This window comes from Citrobacter sp. ANG330, assembly GCF_047467925.1.
Taxonomy (GTDB): domain Bacteria; phylum Pseudomonadota; class Gammaproteobacteria; order Enterobacterales; family Enterobacteriaceae; genus Citrobacter_A; species Citrobacter_A amalonaticus_G.
In genome coordinates this window covers 1-15,562 of record NZ_JASJUI010000018.1, presented here as the reverse complement: position 1 = coordinate 15,562, position 15,562 = coordinate 1, and the positions used below count along the sequence as shown (strand labels likewise).

The window sequence follows — 15,562 nt, the reverse complement described above, 5'->3', positions numbered from 1 at the left end:
ATGCGTTTAAATACTCTGTCTCCGGCCGAAGGCTCCAAAAAGGCGGGTAAACGCCTGGGTCGTGGTATCGGTTCTGGCCTCGGTAAAACCGGTGGTCGTGGTCACAAAGGTCAGAAGTCTCGTTCTGGCGGTGGCGTACGTCGCGGTTTCGAGGGCGGCCAGATGCCTCTGTACCGTCGTCTGCCGAAATTCGGCTTCACTTCTCGCAAAGCAGCGATCACAGCCGAAGTTCGTCTGTCTGACCTGGCGAAAGTGGAAGGCGGTGTTGTAGACCTGAACACGCTGAAAGCGGCAAACATTATCGGTATCCAGATCGAGTTCGCGAAAGTGATCCTGGCTGGTGAAGTCACTACTCCGGTAACTGTTCGTGGTCTGCGTGTTACTAAAGGCGCTCGTGCTGCTATCGAAGCTGCTGGCGGTAAAATCGAGGAATAAGTAGCAGATGGCTAAACAACCGGGATTAGATTTTCAAAGTGCCAAAGGTGGCTTAGGCGAGCTGAAACGCAGACTGCTGTTTGTTATCGGTGCGCTTATTGTGTTCCGTATTGGCTCTTTCATTCCGATCCCTGGTATTGATGCCGCTGTACTTGCCAAACTGCTTGAGCAACAGCGAGGCACCATCATTGAAATGTTTAACATGTTCTCTGGTGGTGCTCTCAGCCGTGCTTCTATCTTTGCCCTGGGTATTATGCCGTACATTTCGGCATCAATTATTATCCAGCTGCTGACAGTGGTTCACCCCACGTTGGCAGAAATTAAGAAAGAAGGGGAGTCTGGTCGTCGTAAGATCAGCCAGTACACCCGCTACGGTACTCTGGTGCTGGCAATATTCCAGTCGATCGGTATTGCTACCGGTCTGCCGAATATGCCTGGTATGCAGGGCCTGGTAATGAATCCGGGCTTTGCATTCTATTTCACCGCTGTTGTCAGTCTGGTCACAGGAACAATGTTCCTGATGTGGTTGGGCGAACAGATAACTGAACGCGGTATCGGTAACGGTATTTCGATCATTATCTTCGCCGGTATTGTTGCGGGACTCCCGCCAGCCATTGCCCATACTATCGAGCAAGCGCGTCAAGGCGACCTGCACTTCCTCGTGTTGCTGTTGGTTGCAGTATTAGTATTTGCAGTGACGTTCTTTGTTGTATTTGTTGAGCGTGGTCAACGCCGCATTGTGGTAAACTACGCCAAACGTCAGCAAGGTCGTCGTGTCTATGCTGCACAGAGCACACATTTACCGCTGAAAGTGAATATGGCGGGGGTAATCCCGGCAATCTTCGCTTCCAGTATTATTCTGTTCCCGGCGACCATCGCGTCATGGTTCGGGGGCGGTACTGGTTGGAACTGGCTGACAACAATTTCGCTGTATTTGCAGCCTGGGCAACCGCTTTATGTGTTACTCTATGCGTCTGCAATCATCTTCTTCTGTTTCTTCTACACGGCGTTGGTCTTCAACCCGCGTGAAACAGCAGATAACCTGAAGAAGTCCGGTGCATTTGTACCAGGAATTCGTCCGGGAGAGCAAACGGCGAAGTATATCGATAAAGTAATGACCCGCCTGACTTTGGTCGGTGCGCTCTACATTACCTTTATCTGCCTGATCCCGGAGTTCATGCGTGATGCAATGAAAGTACCGTTCTACTTCGGTGGGACCTCACTGCTTATCGTTGTTGTCGTGATTATGGACTTTATGGCTCAAGTGCAAACTCTGATGATGTCCAGTCAGTACGAGTCTGCATTGAAGAAGGCGAACCTGAAAGGCTACGGCCGATAACTGGTCGCCCGAGAAGTTACGGAGAGTAAAAATGAAAGTTCGTGCTTCCGTCAAGAAATTATGCCGTAACTGCAAAATCGTTAAGCGTGATGGTGTCATCCGTGTGATTTGCAGTGCCGAGCCGAAGCATAAACAGCGCCAAGGCTGATTTATTCGCATATTTTTCTTGCAAAGTTGGGTTGAGCTGGCTAGATTAGCCAGCCAATCTTTTGTATGTCTGTACGTTTCCATTTGAGTATCCTGAAAACGGGCTTTTCAGCATGGTGCGTACATATTAAATAGTAGGAGTGCATAGTGGCCCGTATAGCAGGCATTAACATTCCTGATCAAAAACATGCTGTGATCGCGTTAACGTCGATCTACGGCATCGGTAAGACCCGTTCTAAAGCCATCCTGGCTGCAGCGGGTATCGCTGAAAATGTTAAGATCAGTGAGCTGTCTGAAGGACAAATCGACACGCTGCGTGACGAAGTTGCCAAATTTGTCGTTGAAGGTGATCTGCGCCGTGAAATCAGCATGAGCATCAAGCGCCTGATGGATCTTGGTTGCTATCGCGGTTTGCGTCATCGTCGTGGTCTGCCAGTGCGCGGTCAGCGTACGAAGACCAACGCACGTACCCGTAAGGGTCCGCGCAAACCGATCAAGAAATAATCGGGGTGATTGAATAATGGCAAAGGCACCAATTCGTGCACGTAAACGTGTAAGAAAACAAGTCTCTGACGGCGTGGCTCATATCCATGCTTCTTTCAACAACACCATCGTGACTATCACTGATCGTCAGGGTAACGCGCTGGGTTGGGCAACAGCCGGTGGTTCCGGTTTCCGTGGTTCTCGCAAATCTACTCCGTTCGCAGCTCAGGTTGCAGCAGAGCGTTGCGCTGACGCCGTAAAAGAATACGGTATCAAGAATCTGGAGGTTATGGTTAAAGGTCCGGGTCCAGGCCGCGAATCTACTATTCGTGCTCTGAACGCCGCTGGTTTCCGCATCACTAATATTACTGATGTGACTCCGATCCCTCATAACGGTTGTCGTCCGCCGAAAAAACGTCGCGTATAACGCTTCGTTTTCCAGGTTAGTTGGAGATAGAAAATGGCAAGATATTTGGGTCCTAAGCTCAAGCTGAGCCGTCGTGAGGGCACTGACTTATTCCTTAAGTCTGGCGTTCGCGCGATCGATACCAAGTGTAAAATTGAACAAGCTCCTGGCCAGCACGGTGCGCGTAAACCGCGTCTGTCTGACTATGGTGTGCAGTTGCGTGAAAAGCAAAAAGTTCGCCGCATCTACGGTGTGCTGGAGCGTCAGTTCCGTAACTACTACAAAGAAGCAGCACGTCTGAAAGGCAACACCGGTGAAAACCTGTTGGCTCTGCTGGAAGGTCGTCTGGACAACGTTGTATACCGTATGGGCTTCGGCGCCACTCGTGCAGAAGCACGTCAGCTGGTTAGCCACAAAGCGATTATGGTAAACGGTCGTGTTGTTAACATCGCTTCTTATCAGGTTAGTCCGAATGACGTTGTTAGCATTCGTGAGAAAGCGAAGAAGCAGTCTCGCGTGAAAGCAGCTCTGGAGCTGGCTGAGCAGCGTGAAAAGCCAACCTGGCTGGAAGTTGATGCTGGCAAGATGGAAGGTACGTACAAGCGTAAGCCTGAGCGTTCTGATCTGTCTGCGGACATTAACGAACACCTGATCGTCGAGCTTTACTCCAAGTAAAGCTTAGTACCAAAGAGAGGACACAATGCAGGGTTCTGTGACAGAGTTTCTAAAACCGCGCCTGGTAGATATCGAGCAAGTGAGTTCGACGCACGCCAAGGTGACCCTTGAGCCTTTAGAGCGTGGCTTTGGCCATACTCTGGGTAACGCACTGCGCCGTATTCTGCTCTCATCGATGCCGGGTTGCGCGGTGACCGAGGTTGAGATTGATGGTGTACTACATGAGTACAGCACCAAAGAAGGCGTTCAGGAAGATATCCTGGAAATCCTGCTCAACCTGAAAGGGCTGGCGGTGAGAGTTCAGGGTAAAGATGAAGTTATTCTTACCTTGAATAAATCTGGCATTGGCCCTGTGACTGCAGCCGACATTACCCATGATGGGGATGTCGAAATCGTCAAGCCGCAGCACGTGATCTGCCACCTGACCGATGAGAACGCGTCTATTAGTATGCGTATCAAAGTTCAGCGCGGTCGTGGTTATGTGCCGGCTTCTACCCGAATTCATTCGGAAGAAGATGAGCGCCCAATCGGCCGTCTGCTGGTCGACGCATGCTACAGCCCTGTAGAGCGTATTGCCTACAATGTTGAAGCAGCGCGTGTAGAACAGCGTACCGACCTGGACAAGCTGGTCATCGAAATGGAAACCAACGGTACAATCGATCCTGAAGAGGCGATTCGTCGTGCGGCAACCATTCTGGCTGAACAACTGGAAGCTTTCGTTGACTTACGTGATGTACGTCAGCCGGAAGTGAAAGAAGAGAAACCAGAATTCGATCCGATCCTGCTGCGCCCTGTTGACGATCTGGAATTGACTGTCCGCTCTGCTAACTGCCTCAAAGCAGAAGCTATCCACTATATCGGTGATCTGGTACAGCGTACTGAGGTTGAGCTTCTTAAGACGCCTAACCTTGGTAAAAAATCTCTTACTGAGATTAAAGACGTGCTGGCTTCCCGTGGACTGTCTCTGGGCATGCGCCTGGAAAACTGGCCACCGGCAAGCATCGCTGACGAGTAACCGGATCACAGGTTAAGGTTTTACTGAGAAGGATAAGGTCATGCGCCATCGTAAGAGTGGTCGTCAACTGAATCGCAACAGCAGCCATCGCCAGGCTATGTTCCGCAACATGGCAGGTTCACTGGTTCGTCATGAAATCATCAAGACGACCCTGCCTAAAGCGAAAGAGCTGCGTCGCGTAGTTGAGCCGCTGATTACTCTTGCCAAGACTGATAGCGTAGCTAATCGTCGTCTGGCATTCGCCCGCACTCGTGATAACGAGATCGTGGCAAAACTGTTTAACGAGCTGGGCCCGCGTTTCGCGAGCCGCGCCGGTGGTTACACTCGCATTCTGAAGTGTGGCTTCCGTGCAGGCGACAACGCGCCGATGGCATACATCGAGCTGGTTGATCGCTCTGAGTCGAAAGCAGAAGCTGCTGCAGAGTAATCTGTAGTAACGTAAAAAAACCCGCCTCGGCGGGTTTTTTTATATCCGTAGCACCCTCACTTATCTACAATATCTGTACTCTTTTTGTTCATCCCCTGGAGTCGTTATGTGGTTACTGGACCAGTGGGCAGAGCGTCATATCATTGATGCACAAAGAAAAGGCGAGTTCGAAGATCTTCGCGGTGCTGGCCAACCGCTGGTACTGGATGACGATTCACATGTGCCTGTTGAGCTACGTGCCGGTTATCGCTTACTGAAGAACGCAGGCTGTCTCCCGCCTGAACTGGAGCAGCGGAAAGAAGCCATCCAGTTGTTGGATCTGCTGGAAGGCTTGCGGCAGGATGATCCGCAGTATCATGAAGTGCGTCGGCATTTGTCACTGCTGGAACTGAAGCTGCGGCAGGCCGGTCTGAGCACGGAATTTTTACGCGGTGAGTATGCCGGTAAGTTGCTGCATAAAATTAACGATAATTGATGGAGTGGACATGTATCGCATTGGCGAGTTAGCAAAGCTGGCGGAAGTGACCCCTGATACGATTCGCTACTATGAAAAGCAGCAGATGATGGGGCATGAGGTGCGCACAGAAGGTGGTTTCCGGTTGTATACGGAAAAGGATCTTCAGCGGCTTAAATTCATCCGCTATGCCAGACAGCTCGGATTTACCCTTGAGTCGATCCGTGAACTGTTGTCGATCCGTGTCGATCCTGAACATCACACCTGCCAGGAATCCAAAGGGATCGTGCAGGACAGGCTGAGAGAAGTTGAAGCACGTATTGCCGAACTGCAAAGCATGCAGCGTTCATTGCAGCGTCTGAACGATGCCTGCTGCGGTACTGCGCACAGCAGTGTTTACTGCTCAATTCTGGAGGCTCTTGAACAAGGTGCCAGTGGAGTGAAGTCGGGCTGTTGATTTATCAGACAGGTGGGACTACACTCCCGCCGTTAAACTACAAACTGGAGTTATTATGAGTCGTTATCAGCATACGAAAGGGCAGATAAAGGACAATGCCATTGAGGCATTATTACATGACCCGCTATTCAGACAGCGTGTTGAAAAGAATAAGAAAGGGAAAGGGAGTTATTTACGTAAAGGCAAACACGGTAACCGGGGTAACTGGGAGGCCAGTGGCAAGAAAGTGAATCACTTTTTTACCACTGGCTTTCTGCTTTCTGCTGTCTGTTAAGAACGATTATTCTGTTCTTTCAGCAGGTCACGGATCTCAGTAAGCAAGACTTCTTCTTTCGTCGGCGCTGGTGCGGCAGCTGGCTCCTCTTTTTTACGATTGAGTTTGTTAATGAGCTTAATTGCCATGAAAATAGCAAATGCCACAATCACAAAGTCGAAGATGTTTTGAATAAACACGCCATAATGCATCACAACGGCTGGGATATCTCCCTGTGCATCACGCAACGTGACGGCAAACTGTTTAAAGTCGATCCCACCAATTAACAAACCCAGCGGTGGCATAATGATATCGGCAACCAGTGACGATACAATTTTACCGAACGCCGCCCCGATAATAACACCCACCGCCAAATCGACAACATTCCCGCGCATCGCGAATTCGCGAAACTCTTTAATAATGCTCATTTTATTCTCCCTATGCAGCTGACGTTAATAAGTTTAACAAATGTTAAGGCATTTTCCATTTAACTATTGCGATTAACAGTACGAATTAAGCCTTGATAAATCAGGGGATTTAAAAGGGTGCTAATAATGCACCCTTCAATGTTAAAGGAAGAAAGGACTGGGCTGGAATAAACGCTCGACGTCGGTAATAAACTTTTTATCTGTCAGGAACATAATCACGTGGTCGCCCTGTTCGATACGTAAATTGTCATTTGCGATCATGACATCGTTACCGCGCACAACGGCACCAATAATCGTACCCGGCGGCAATTTGATCTCATCAATGACCCGCCCGACAACGCGTGAAGTACTTTCATCACCGTGAGCAACGGCTTCAATCGCTTCCGCGACACCGCGACGCAATGAAGAGACACCCACGATATCCGCTTTTCGCACATGGCTGAGAAGAGCAGAGATTGTCGCTTGCTGCGGTGAGATAGCGATATCGATGACGCTCCCCTGCACGAGGTCGACATAAGCGCGACGTTGAATCAGCACCATCACTTTCTTCGCCCCCATACGTTTGGCCAACATCGCTGACATGATGTTAGCTTCGTCGTCGTTGGTAACGGCAATGAACAGATCGACCTGATCGATATGCTCTTCGGCAAGCAACTCCTGATCCGAGGCGTCGCCAAAGAAGACGATCGTATTCTGTAGTTTTTCGGCCAGTTCGGCAGCACGTTGTTGATCGCGTTCGATCAATTTCACGCTGTAATCTTTTTCCAGACGACGCGCCAGGCCAGCCCCGATGTTACCGCCGCCGACCAGCATGATGCGCTTGTAAGGCTTTTCGAGGCGCTGCAGTTCGCTCATCACCGCACGAATGTGTTGGGAAGCGGCAATAAAGAAGACTTCATCGCCTGCTTCAACAATGGTGGAGCCTTGGGGACGGATTGGTCTGTCGTGGCGGAAAATCGCCGCAACGCGGGTATCGATATGCGGCATATGCTCCCGCATCGTGGAGAGTGCGTTCCCTATCAGTGGGCCACCGTAATAGGCTTTTACGACGGCAAGGCTTACTTTGCCTTCTGCGAAATTGACGACCTGTAACGCGCCTGGATATTCGATCAGACGGTAAATGCTGTCGATGACCAGTTGTTCGGGCGCGATCAGGTGATCGATAGGTACGGCTTCTGAGTGGAACAACTTGTCCGCATCACGGACATAATCAGGGGAGCGGATACGGGCAATTCGGTTCGGCGTATTGAACAGCGAATAAGCCACCTGGCAGGCCACCATATTCGTTTCATCAGAACTGGTTACAGCAACCAGCATATCCGCATCATCTGCACCGGCTTCGCGCAACACGCGTGGGTGCGAACCATGACCCTGAACGACACGCAGATCGAACTTATCCTGCAGGCTGCGCAGGCGCTCACCGTTGGTATCCACCACGGTGATGTCGTTGTTCTCGCCGACCAGGTTTTCTGCCAGCGTTCCACCCACCTGACCTGCGCCCAGAATGATTATTTTCATCAGTCGCGACCCGTTATCTCATCACTTTTTGATTAGCTTAGCGTAAAAGAAGCCATCACCATCTTCTTCACCTGGCAGATTTTGCAGACCCGGTGCTTCAGGCGTTCCTGTTTCGTTAAGTGTGGCATCCGCCGTGCGTTGCAAGAAGGCATGAACCTGTTGGCTGTTTTCTTCCGGCAACACGGAGCAGGTGGCATACACCAGCGTGCCGCCCGATTTCAGATGCGGCCAGACGGCGTCAAGGATTTCAGCCTGTAGCTTTGCCAGCTCGGCAATATCACGATCGCGGCGCAGCCATTTGATATCCGGGTGACGACGGATAACTCCGGTTGCGGAGCAGGGCGCATCTAACAGGATGCGATCAAACTGCTGCTCGCCGCACCACTGCGCAGGGAAACGCCCGTCACCCTGCTTAACTGTCGCTTTCATCCCGAGACGTTTCAGGTTGTCATAAACGCGGGAGAGTCGTTGTTCATCCACATCAACTGCCAGCACGTTTGCTTCGGGAGCCGCTTCGAGGATGTGGGTGGTTTTACCGCCTGGTGCTGCACACAGATCTAAAATGTGTTCGCCGTTTTGCGGAGAAAGGAATGCGACGCACCCCTGGGCAGAGGCGTCCTGAACGGTGACCCATCCTTCATCGAACCCCGGAAGCGCATGAACCGGTGCGGGCGTTTCCAGACGTACGGCGTCGGGGTAGTCAGGATGAGGGAACCCTTTCATCCCGGCGTCGTCGAGCAGTGCCAGCCAACTGTCGCGCGAATGGTGCGTGCGATTCACGCGTAACCACATCGGGGGCCGCTGATTGTTGGCGTCGACAATCGCTTCCCATTGAGCAGGATATGCTTTTTGCAGTCGTTTCAGCAGCCAGGTGGGGTGTAGAAAATGCGCCTCGCTATTGGCAAATTCTGCCAACAGTTCTTCCTGCTGACGCTGGAACTGTCGCAAGACGCCGTTAATCAGCCCTTTAAGCTGCGGACGCTTTATCGCTACGGCCCCTTCGACTGTCTCCGCGAGCGCTGCATGGGGAGGAATGCGTGTATGCAGTAACTGATAGAATCCCACCATGATCAGATAGTGCACAGTACGCTGTTTCCCCGTCATCGGACGGGACATCAGTTTATTGATTAGCCAGTCAAGCTGTGACAGCGTGCGCAGAACCCCAAAACAAAGTTCCTGGAGCAGTGCTTTGTCTTTATCGGAGACTTTTTGTTGTAAAGGCGGCAGGACGTTGCTCAGTGAATGCCCTTGCTCGACGACCTGTTCAACGGCCTGCGCCGCCATACTGCGTAAGTTAATTTTCTTATTCATAACCGCAAAAATAAAAAGGCCCGGCAACACCGGGCGTAATCAGAAGTGACCGTCAGACCAGACGGTTGCCAGGAATGAACCATTCCCGACGTGAATTCAGAAGATCCTGGGCGTTCATCGCTTTTTTCCCGGCGGGTTGCAGTGAGAGCAGGTTCAGGACTCCGTTGCCGGTCGCGACCTGAATGCCTTGTTTTGTGGCTTCAAGGATGGTGCCTGGTGCTGCCTGCGTTGTCGTGTCAATCACCGACGCCCGCCAGACTTTTACCGGCTGGCCATCAATTTCCAGCCAGCTCATTGGCCAGGGATTGAAGGCGCGAATGCAGCGTTCGAGTTGCACTGCAGAAAGTGACCAGTCGATGCGCGCTTCTTCTTTACTGAGCTTCTCCGCGTGGGTGACCAGTGCTTCGTCCTGAACTTCCGGCGTCGTACGACCTTCCGCTAACTGCTTCAGCGTTTCAATCAGCCCCTGTGGGCCAAGAACCGCCAGCTTGTCGTACAGCGTTCCGCTAGTATCTTCAGCGGTGATGGGACAGGCAAGCTTATAGAGCATATCGCCTGTATCCAGACCGACGTCCATCTGCATAATGGTAACGCCCGTTTCGGCGTCGCCTGCCCAAAGAGAGCGTTGAATGGGTGCCGCGCCGCGCCAGCGCGGTAGCAGCGAACCGTGGACGTTAATGCAGCCGAGACGGGGCATATCCAGCACCGCTTTCGGAAGAATCAGGCCATACGCCACAACGACCATTACGTCAGCGTTCAGGTCAGCAACCAGATGCTGATTTTCCTGCGGGCGCAGCGAAACAGGCTGGAAAACCGGAATGCCTTTTTCTTCTGCCAACACTTTTACCGGGCCTGGCATCAGTTTTTTACCCCGGCCTGCCGGGCGATCGGGTTGGGTAAATACCCCGACGACGTGATGTCCAGAAGACAACAGCGCGTCAAGATGACGCGCTGCAAAGTCAGGTGTACCCGCAAAAATAATACGTAGTGAGTCTGACACGGTGATTCTTGTCCTTAAGCTCGTGCGTTCAGGCGGTCGAGTTTCTCAACTTTCTGACGAATACGTTGCTGCTTCAGCGGCGACAAATAATCGATAAACAGTTTACCGACCAGGTGATCCATCTCGTGCTGAATACAGATAGCCAGCAGGCCGTCGGCTTCCAGCTCAAAACTTTTACCGTCCCGATCGAGTGCGCGAATTTTCACTTTCTCAGCTCGCGGGACTAGCGCGCGTTGTTCGGGAATCGACAGGCAACCTTCTTCAATACCGGTCTCGCCTTCTTTTTCCAGCAGTTCCGGGTTAATCAACACCAGGCGTTCGTCACGATTTTCCGACACGTCAATGACGATAATCCGCTGATGAATATCAACCTGCGTTGCCGCGAGGCCAATACCTTCTTCTGCGTACATCGTCTCGAACATATCATCGACGATACGCTGAATTTCTGCATTCACTTCTTCTACCGGCTTTGCGACTTTGCGAAGGCGCTCGTCCGGAATATGTAACACTTGCAAAACTGACATAGTTATCCAGAGTTGTGTTCAGGAGTTGGAAAGATTATTACCTCTATTCTAGACAAATCCCCCTCTGATTGACAGCATCAGTGACCAATCGCAAAGATTGCCAAGACTGCTTGTGGCAAGGGGAACAAGGATGACCCGGACCGAAATTTGGTTACGTTTGATGGGGGTGAGTGAATTATATGGCGACAAGATGGTACAAGTCGCCCATGAGCTGATGGCGCAAACGCATATTGATACGGCTGTCCTGCGCAGTGTGGGGCTTTCCTCCTCACAGGCAAAGCGGTTTCTTACCTTTCCGGCAATCGAGGTGGAAAAGACGCTGCGCTGGCTGGAATTGCCACACCATCATGTTGTGCTGGCGGACAGTGATGACTATCCCGCAGCGCTGCGTGCCACTGAAGATTATCCCGGCGCGCTTTTGGTCTGTGGATCTCCGCAATGCCTTCATGATTTTCAACTCGCCGTAGTGGGAAGCAGAACACCATCCTGGTATGGGGAACGGTGGGGAGCATTCTTCTGCGAAAAGCTTGCAGGTTGGGAAGTCACCATTACCAGCGGCCTGGCACGTGGTATTGACGGTATCGCGCATCGGGCGGCAGTCCAGGGGAAGGGGAAAAGCATTGCTGTACTGGGGAACGGTTTACAGGCCATCTATCCGCGTCGACATGCCGGGCTGGCGGATGCGTTGATAGAAAAGGGGGGCGCAATAATCTCCGAATTCCCGCTGACGATGCCCCCTCTTGCGCGCAATTTTCCCCGGCGAAACCGCATTATCAGCGGATTGAGCAAAGGCGTCCTGGTCGTTGAAGCGGCATTACGTAGTGGCTCTTTAGTCACTGCACGCTGTGCGCTGGAACAAGGGCGAGAAGTTTATGCGCTTCCTGGGGCGCTTGGCAGCCCGGGGAGTGAAGGGCCACACTGGCTTATTAAGCAAGGCGCCACACTTGTGACCTCTCCGGAAGAAATACTGGAAAATTTGCAGTACGGCTTGCATTGGCTGCCAGATGAGCCTGAAAAATTACTTTATTCATCAGTTCAGGAGGGCGCGGCATTGCCATTTCCCGAGCTCCTGGCTAACGTAGGAGATGAGGTAACACCTGTTGACGTCGTCGCTGAACGTGCCGGCCAACCTGTGCCAGAGGTAGTGGCTCAGCTACTCGAACTGGAGTTAGCAGGTTGGATCGCAGCTGTACCCGGCGGCTATGTCCGATTGAGGAGGGCATGCCATGTTCGACGTACTAATGTATTTGTTTGAGACATATATCCACAATGAAGCTGAATTACGTGTGGATCAGGACAAACTTGAACGGGATCTTACCGACGCTGGTTTTGATCGTGAAGACATCTACAACGCGCTCCTGTGGCTGGAAAAACTCGCTGACTACCAGGACGGTCTTGCTGAGCCGATGCAGCTCGCCTCCGATCCTCTCTCTGTACGTATCTATACCCCAGAAGAGTGTGATCGACTGGATGCCAGCTGTCGGGGATTCCTGTTATTCCTCGAGCAGATCCAGGTGCTAAACCTCGAAACGCGAGAAATGGTGATTGAACGTGTGCTCGCGCTGGATACAGCAGAATTCGACCTGGAAGACCTGAAGTGGGTTATCCTGATGGTTTTGTTCAACATTCCGGGTTGTGAAAATGCATATCAGCAAATGGAAGAATTACTCTTTGAAGTGAATGAAGGTATGCTGCATTGATCAACCTTAATTCAGCATGAGTTGTTATGGCTAAATCAGCACTGTTTTCGGTGCGTAAAAATGAGCCCTGCCCGCAGTGTGGGGCTGAACTGGTGATTCGCTCCGGGAAACATGGTCCGTTTCTTGGTTGCTCGCACTATCCGGAATGTGACTATATCCGTCCGTTGAAATCGTCAGCGGACGGACATATCGTTAAAGTTCTGGAGGGGAAATATTGCCCTGACTGCGGCGGTGAACTGGTGCTGCGCCAGGGGCGTTTTGGCATGTTTATCGGCTGCAGCAACTATCCCGAATGTGAGCATACAGAGCTCATTGATAAACCTGATGAAACTGCAATTACCTGTCCTCAATGCCAGACGGGCCATCTGGTCCAGCGGCGTTCTCGTTATGGCAAAACCTTCCATTCCTGCGATCGTTATCCGGAGTGCCAGTTTGTCATTAACTTCAAACCGATAGCCGGAGTGTGTCCTGAGTGCCACTATCCGCTACTCATCGAAAAGAAAACCGCGCAGGGTGTAAAACACTTTTGCGCCAGTAAACAATGTGGAAAGCCGGTTTCGGCGGAACAAACAAGTGAATAATAACCTGCCAACAGACCCTATCGCTGATGCAATAGAGGTACTGAATAAAGAAAATGTCATCGCCTATCCAACAGAAGCTGTCTTTGGCGTCGGGTGCGATCCTGATAGCGAAGTGGCCGTTAATCGCCTGTTGGCCTTAAAACAGCGTCCGGTCGAAAAAGGGTTAATTTTGATCGCTGCCAGTTTCGAGCAGCTCAAGCCGTATATTGACGACAGTATGTTGACCGATACCCAACGTGCTGCCGTGTTTGCTCGTTGGCCTGGTCCGGTGACCTTTGTTTTCCCTGCGCCGGCGACGACGCCTCGTTGGTTGACGGGGCGCTTTGATTCACTGGCGGTGCGTGTGACGGATCATCCGCTGGTGGTCGCCTTGTGCCAGGCTTATGGTAAACCATTGGTTTCAACCAGCGCCAACCTGAGTGGGTTGTCGCCTTGTCGTACGGTAGAGGAAGTCCATGCACAGTTTGGTACAGACTTCCCGGTGGTATCAGGTGAAACCGGTGGTCGCTTGAATCCTTCTGAAATCCGTGATGCCCTGACGGGCGAGCTATTTCGACAGGGGTAAGATGATGGAAACCTATGCCGTTTTTGGTAATCCAATCGCGCACAGCAAATCGCCGTTTATTCATCAGCAGTTTGCACAGCAACTGCGTATTGCGCATCAGTATGGTCGTGTTCTGGCGCCTGTTAATGATTTTATTAACGCGCTGAACGCGTTCTTTGCCGAGGGCGGCAAAGGGGTGAACGTGACGGTGCCATTTAAAGAAGAGGCGTTTGCCCGCGTCGATGAACTTACAGAGCGTGCTGCGCTGGCCGGCGCAGTGAATACCATCAAACGGCTTGATGATGGCCGGTTGCTGGGTGACAACACCGACGGCATCGGGCTGCTAAGCGATCTCGAGCGCCTGTCATTTATCCAGCCGGGGCAGCGCATCCTGCTGATTGGCGCAGGTGGGGCTTCACGTGGCGTACTGTTACCTCTGCTTTCTCTGGATTGCGGGGTGACGATTGTTAACCGGACTGCATCCCGAGCGGAAGAACTGGCTCAGGTTTTTGCACATACGGGCAGCGTGCAGGCGTTGGGCCTGGATGAACTGGATGGGCTCGAATTTGATCTGATCATCAATGCCACGTCCAGCGGCATCAGCGGTGAGATCCCGGCGATCCCGGCATCGCTTATCCGTCCGTCTGTCTGTTGCTACGACATGTTCTATCAAAAGGGCAATACGCCGTTTCTCTCCTGGTGCGAACGCCACGGCGCGAAACGTTATGCAGATGGTCTGGGGATGCTGGTGGGGCAAGCGGCTCATGCCGTTCTGCTGTGGCACGGTGTGTTGCCAGAAATCGAACCGGTTATTACGCGTCTCAAACAGGAGTTGGCCGCATGAACCAGGCTATCCATTTTCCTGATCGGGAAGAGTGGGACGCGCAGAAAGAAGCCGTCTGCTTTCCTGTGCTCGTAAATGGTATGCAGTTAATGTGCGCAATTACAGGAGAAACGCTGGCGAATCGCTTTGGTGGCGAGACGGTGGAACAATGGCTGATTGGCTTTTGCGAACATCGCTGGGATCTGGAAGAAGAAGCAGAAACGCTAATCCAGTCCCAGCAAGAAGACGATCACGGTTGGATCTGGTTGTCCTGAGCGAGATACTCGTCTTTCCATTTCACATAGTTTTTGGCGGAGTATTGCAAACCGGCTTTCTCCTCTTCGGTTAGCGGTCTGATCTGCTTAACCGGGCTCCCCAAATAGAGATAGCCGCTTTCCAGGCGTTTGTTTTGCGGCACCAGGCTTCCCGCCCCAATCATTACGTCATCTTCTATTACCGCGCCATCCAGCAGAATTGATCCCATACCGACCAGGACCCGGTTGCCGATGATGCAGCCGTGCAACATGACTTTATGTCCGACTGTCACATCTTCCCCCACAATGAGCGGATTGCCCTCAGGGTTAGAGTTGGATTTGTGCGTGACGTGCAGCACGCTACCATCCTGAATATTCGTACGCGCACCGATCGCAACGTAATTCACGTCGCCACGGATCACAACAAGTGGCCAGATCCCCACATCGTCCGCCAGTCGAACGTCGCCGATGATCACACTGCTGTTGTCGAGCATCACACGTTGGCCAACCTGTGGGAAAAGATCCTTATAAGGACGTAATACATCAGACATGTTTACCTCAATAAAAGAGAACGGTATTGATGACTTTGGTTGCATTTCAGGGCCTGCGCAAGTGCTTTAACTATCAAAAAGCGGCCAAATTGCGCAGGAATGGAGCGAAAGGGACGAAAAACCAGCAAACAGAAAAAAAGATCCAAAAAAGGCTTGTGCAAAAAAATGGGATCCCTATAATGCGCCTCCGTTGAGACAACAAAGTGAAACGCTTCACAAGATGGTTGTCACAACGCG

Annotated in this window: 23 protein-coding genes; 17 read left to right on the top strand and 6 right to left on the bottom strand. The window is 51.8% G+C overall.

Translation table 11 applies throughout. The features are described 5' to 3' along the window. The 11 genes from rplO (at nt 1) to arfA (ending at nt 6,112) form a co-directional block, all read left to right on the top strand. A complete protein-coding gene (gene rplO, locus QNN88_RS22460; RefSeq protein WP_001238917.1) occupies nt 1-435 on the top strand; it encodes a 50S ribosomal protein L15 in 435 nt (144 codons plus the stop codon). A 7-nt stretch (nt 436-442) separates the two neighbouring features. Next, on the top strand, nt 443-1,774 hold the full coding sequence (secY, locus tag QNN88_RS22455) for a preprotein translocase subunit SecY (protein WP_001118864.1): 1,332 nt from the start codon (nt 443-445) through the stop codon (nt 1,772-1,774). A gap of 31 nt (nt 1,775-1,805) precedes the next feature. Then, on the top strand, nt 1,806-1,922 hold the full coding sequence (rpmJ, locus tag QNN88_RS22450; RefSeq protein WP_000868187.1) for a 50S ribosomal protein L36: 117 nt from the start codon (nt 1,806-1,808) through the stop codon (nt 1,920-1,922). Between the two features lie 146 nt (nt 1,923-2,068). Next, the gene (gene rpsM / locus QNN88_RS22445) at nt 2,069-2,425 is read left to right on the top strand and encodes a 30S ribosomal protein S13 (protein ID WP_012908431.1); all 357 of its coding nucleotides are present in this window, start codon (nt 2,069-2,071) and stop codon (nt 2,423-2,425) included. A gap of 16 nt (nt 2,426-2,441) precedes the next feature. Beyond that, nucleotides 2,442-2,831 (top strand): 30S ribosomal protein S11, encoded by a 390-nt coding sequence (gene rpsK / locus QNN88_RS22440; protein WP_001029684.1) that lies wholly within the window; start codon nt 2,442-2,444, stop codon nt 2,829-2,831. 33 nt (nt 2,832-2,864) lie between these two features. Beyond that, a complete protein-coding gene (gene rpsD, locus QNN88_RS22435; RefSeq protein WP_000135226.1) occupies nt 2,865-3,485 on the top strand; it encodes a 30S ribosomal protein S4 in 621 nt (206 codons plus the stop codon). 25 nt (nt 3,486-3,510) lie between these two features. Beyond that, nucleotides 3,511-4,500 carry a DNA-directed RNA polymerase subunit alpha gene (locus QNN88_RS22430; RefSeq protein ID WP_001162094.1) on the top strand — a complete coding sequence of 330 codons (990 nt, stop codon included), beginning with the start codon at nt 3,511-3,513 and terminating at the stop codon, nt 4,498-4,500. 40 nt (nt 4,501-4,540) lie between these two features. Then, nucleotides 4,541-4,927 (top strand): 50S ribosomal protein L17, encoded by a 387-nt coding sequence (gene rplQ, locus QNN88_RS22425; RefSeq protein WP_001216372.1) that lies wholly within the window; start codon nt 4,541-4,543, stop codon nt 4,925-4,927. Between the two features lie 106 nt (nt 4,928-5,033). Beyond that, on the top strand, nt 5,034-5,402 hold the full coding sequence (locus tag QNN88_RS22420) for a DUF1992 domain-containing protein (RefSeq protein ID WP_414242112.1): 369 nt from the start codon (nt 5,034-5,036) through the stop codon (nt 5,400-5,402). Nucleotides 5,403-5,412: 10 nt separating this feature from the next. Further along, a complete protein-coding gene (zntR, locus tag QNN88_RS22415; RefSeq protein ID WP_414242111.1) occupies nt 5,413-5,838 on the top strand; it encodes a Zn(2+)-responsive transcriptional regulator in 426 nt (141 codons plus the stop codon). A 55-nt stretch (nt 5,839-5,893) separates the two neighbouring features. Next, nucleotides 5,894-6,112, top strand: coding sequence for an alternative ribosome-rescue factor ArfA (gene arfA / locus QNN88_RS22410; RefSeq protein ID WP_414242110.1), 219 nt, complete (start codon nt 5,894-5,896; stop codon nt 6,110-6,112). On the opposite strand, the gene mscL is transcribed toward arfA, so the two are convergent. The 5 genes from mscL to def all read right to left on the bottom strand — a co-directional run bounded on the left by mscL (nt 6,109) and on the right by def (nt 10,872). Next, a complete protein-coding gene (gene mscL, locus QNN88_RS22405) occupies nt 6,109-6,519 on the bottom strand; it encodes a large-conductance mechanosensitive channel protein MscL (protein ID WP_042326268.1) in 411 nt (136 codons plus the stop codon). The two genes, arfA and mscL, sit on opposite strands and share 4 nt — an antisense overlap. A gap of 141 nt (nt 6,520-6,660) precedes the next feature. Beyond that, nucleotides 6,661-8,037, bottom strand: a complete 1,377-nt coding sequence (gene trkA, locus QNN88_RS22400; protein ID WP_012908437.1) for a Trk system potassium transporter TrkA — start codon at nt 8,035-8,037, stop codon at nt 6,661-6,663. Nucleotides 8,038-8,058: 21 nt separating this feature from the next. Beyond that, nucleotides 8,059-9,348 carry a 16S rRNA (cytosine(967)-C(5))-methyltransferase RsmB gene (gene rsmB, locus QNN88_RS22395; RefSeq protein WP_414242109.1) on the bottom strand — a complete coding sequence of 430 codons (1,290 nt, stop codon included), beginning with the start codon at nt 9,346-9,348 and terminating at the stop codon, nt 8,059-8,061. A gap of 52 nt (nt 9,349-9,400) precedes the next feature. Then, complete coding sequence (gene fmt, locus QNN88_RS22390; protein ID WP_414242108.1) at nt 9,401-10,348, bottom strand: methionyl-tRNA formyltransferase; 948 nt, start codon at nt 10,346-10,348, stop codon at nt 9,401-9,403. Between the two features lie 14 nt (nt 10,349-10,362). Further along, the gene (gene def / locus QNN88_RS22385) at nt 10,363-10,872 is read right to left on the bottom strand and encodes a peptide deformylase (protein ID WP_336222251.1); all 510 of its coding nucleotides are present in this window, start codon (nt 10,870-10,872) and stop codon (nt 10,363-10,365) included. 130 nt (nt 10,873-11,002) lie between these two features. On the opposite strand from def, the gene dprA reads away from it, so the two are divergent. The 6 genes from dprA to QNN88_RS22355 are packed head-to-tail and all read left to right on the top strand — an operon-like array spanning nt 11,003 to nt 14,795. Continuing rightward, nucleotides 11,003-12,127 carry a DNA-protecting protein DprA gene (dprA, locus tag QNN88_RS22380; protein WP_414242107.1) on the top strand — a complete coding sequence of 375 codons (1,125 nt, stop codon included), beginning with the start codon at nt 11,003-11,005 and terminating at the stop codon, nt 12,125-12,127. Next, nucleotides 12,099-12,572: a DUF494 family protein Smg gene (gene smg, locus QNN88_RS22375; protein ID WP_414242106.1), complete on the top strand. Its 474-nt coding sequence runs from the start codon at nt 12,099-12,101 to the stop codon at nt 12,570-12,572. The genes dprA and smg overlap by 29 nt, the downstream gene beginning before the upstream one ends. 26 nt (nt 12,573-12,598) lie before the next feature. Further along, nucleotides 12,599-13,153, top strand: a complete 555-nt coding sequence (locus QNN88_RS22370; RefSeq protein ID WP_414242105.1) for a topoisomerase DNA-binding C4 zinc finger domain-containing protein — start codon at nt 12,599-12,601, stop codon at nt 13,151-13,153. After that, complete coding sequence (gene tsaC / locus QNN88_RS22365) at nt 13,146-13,718, top strand: L-threonylcarbamoyladenylate synthase type 1 TsaC (protein ID WP_414242104.1); 573 nt, start codon at nt 13,146-13,148, stop codon at nt 13,716-13,718. Before QNN88_RS22370 ends, tsaC begins: the two co-directional genes overlap by 8 nt. 4 nt (nt 13,719-13,722) lie before the next feature. Continuing rightward, nucleotides 13,723-14,541 (top strand): shikimate dehydrogenase, encoded by an 819-nt coding sequence (gene aroE, locus QNN88_RS22360; RefSeq protein WP_414242115.1) that lies wholly within the window; start codon nt 13,723-13,725, stop codon nt 14,539-14,541. Next, on the top strand, nt 14,538-14,795 hold the full coding sequence (locus QNN88_RS22355; protein WP_414242103.1) for a DUF1488 domain-containing protein: 258 nt from the start codon (nt 14,538-14,540) through the stop codon (nt 14,793-14,795). Before aroE ends, QNN88_RS22355 begins: the two co-directional genes overlap by 4 nt. Here QNN88_RS22355 and QNN88_RS22350 read toward each other — a convergent pair. Continuing rightward, nucleotides 14,771-15,325: a gamma carbonic anhydrase family protein gene (locus tag QNN88_RS22350; RefSeq protein WP_414242102.1), complete on the bottom strand. Its 555-nt coding sequence runs from the start codon at nt 15,323-15,325 to the stop codon at nt 14,771-14,773. The two genes, QNN88_RS22355 and QNN88_RS22350, sit on opposite strands and share 25 nt — an antisense overlap. Nucleotides 15,326-15,562 lie beyond the last annotated feature (237 nt).

Coding starts and splice junctions, on each gene's coding strand:
- QNN88_RS22420 (WP_414242112.1), top strand. CDS start 5,034: ATGTGGTTACTGGACCAGTGGGCAGAGCGTCATATCATTGATGCACAA.
- zntR (WP_414242111.1), top strand. CDS start 5,413: ATGTATCGCATTGGCGAGTTAGCAAAGCTGGCGGAAGTGACCCCTGAT.
- trkA (WP_012908437.1), bottom strand. CDS start 8,037: ATGAAAATAATCATTCTGGGCGCAGGTCAGGTGGGTGGAACGCTGGCA.
- rplO (WP_001238917.1), top strand. CDS start 1: ATGCGTTTAAATACTCTGTCTCCGGCCGAAGGCTCCAAAAAGGCGGGT.
- QNN88_RS22430 (WP_001162094.1), top strand. CDS start 3,511: ATGCAGGGTTCTGTGACAGAGTTTCTAAAACCGCGCCTGGTAGATATC.
- dprA (WP_414242107.1), top strand. CDS start 11,003: ATGACCCGGACCGAAATTTGGTTACGTTTGATGGGGGTGAGTGAATTA.
- def (WP_336222251.1), bottom strand. CDS start 10,872: ATGTCAGTTTTGCAAGTGTTACATATTCCGGACGAGCGCCTTCGCAAA.
- rsmB (WP_414242109.1), bottom strand. CDS start 9,348: ATGAATAAGAAAATTAACTTACGCAGTATGGCGGCGCAGGCCGTTGAA.
- rplQ (WP_001216372.1), top strand. CDS start 4,541: ATGCGCCATCGTAAGAGTGGTCGTCAACTGAATCGCAACAGCAGCCAT.
- smg (WP_414242106.1), top strand. CDS start 12,099: ATGTTCGACGTACTAATGTATTTGTTTGAGACATATATCCACAATGAA.
- secY (WP_001118864.1), top strand. CDS start 443: ATGGCTAAACAACCGGGATTAGATTTTCAAAGTGCCAAAGGTGGCTTA.
- rpsD (WP_000135226.1), top strand. CDS start 2,865: ATGGCAAGATATTTGGGTCCTAAGCTCAAGCTGAGCCGTCGTGAGGGC.
- rpmJ (WP_000868187.1), top strand. CDS start 1,806: ATGAAAGTTCGTGCTTCCGTCAAGAAATTATGCCGTAACTGCAAAATC.
- aroE (WP_414242115.1), top strand. CDS start 13,723: ATGGAAACCTATGCCGTTTTTGGTAATCCAATCGCGCACAGCAAATCG.
- QNN88_RS22370 (WP_414242105.1), top strand. CDS start 12,599: ATGGCTAAATCAGCACTGTTTTCGGTGCGTAAAAATGAGCCCTGCCCG.
- QNN88_RS22355 (WP_414242103.1), top strand. CDS start 14,538: ATGAACCAGGCTATCCATTTTCCTGATCGGGAAGAGTGGGACGCGCAG.
- arfA (WP_414242110.1), top strand. CDS start 5,894: ATGAGTCGTTATCAGCATACGAAAGGGCAGATAAAGGACAATGCCATT.
- QNN88_RS22350 (WP_414242102.1), bottom strand. CDS start 15,325: ATGTCTGATGTATTACGTCCTTATAAGGATCTTTTCCCACAGGTTGGC.
- rpsK (WP_001029684.1), top strand. CDS start 2,442: ATGGCAAAGGCACCAATTCGTGCACGTAAACGTGTAAGAAAACAAGTC.
- mscL (WP_042326268.1), bottom strand. CDS start 6,519: ATGAGCATTATTAAAGAGTTTCGCGAATTCGCGATGCGCGGGAATGTT.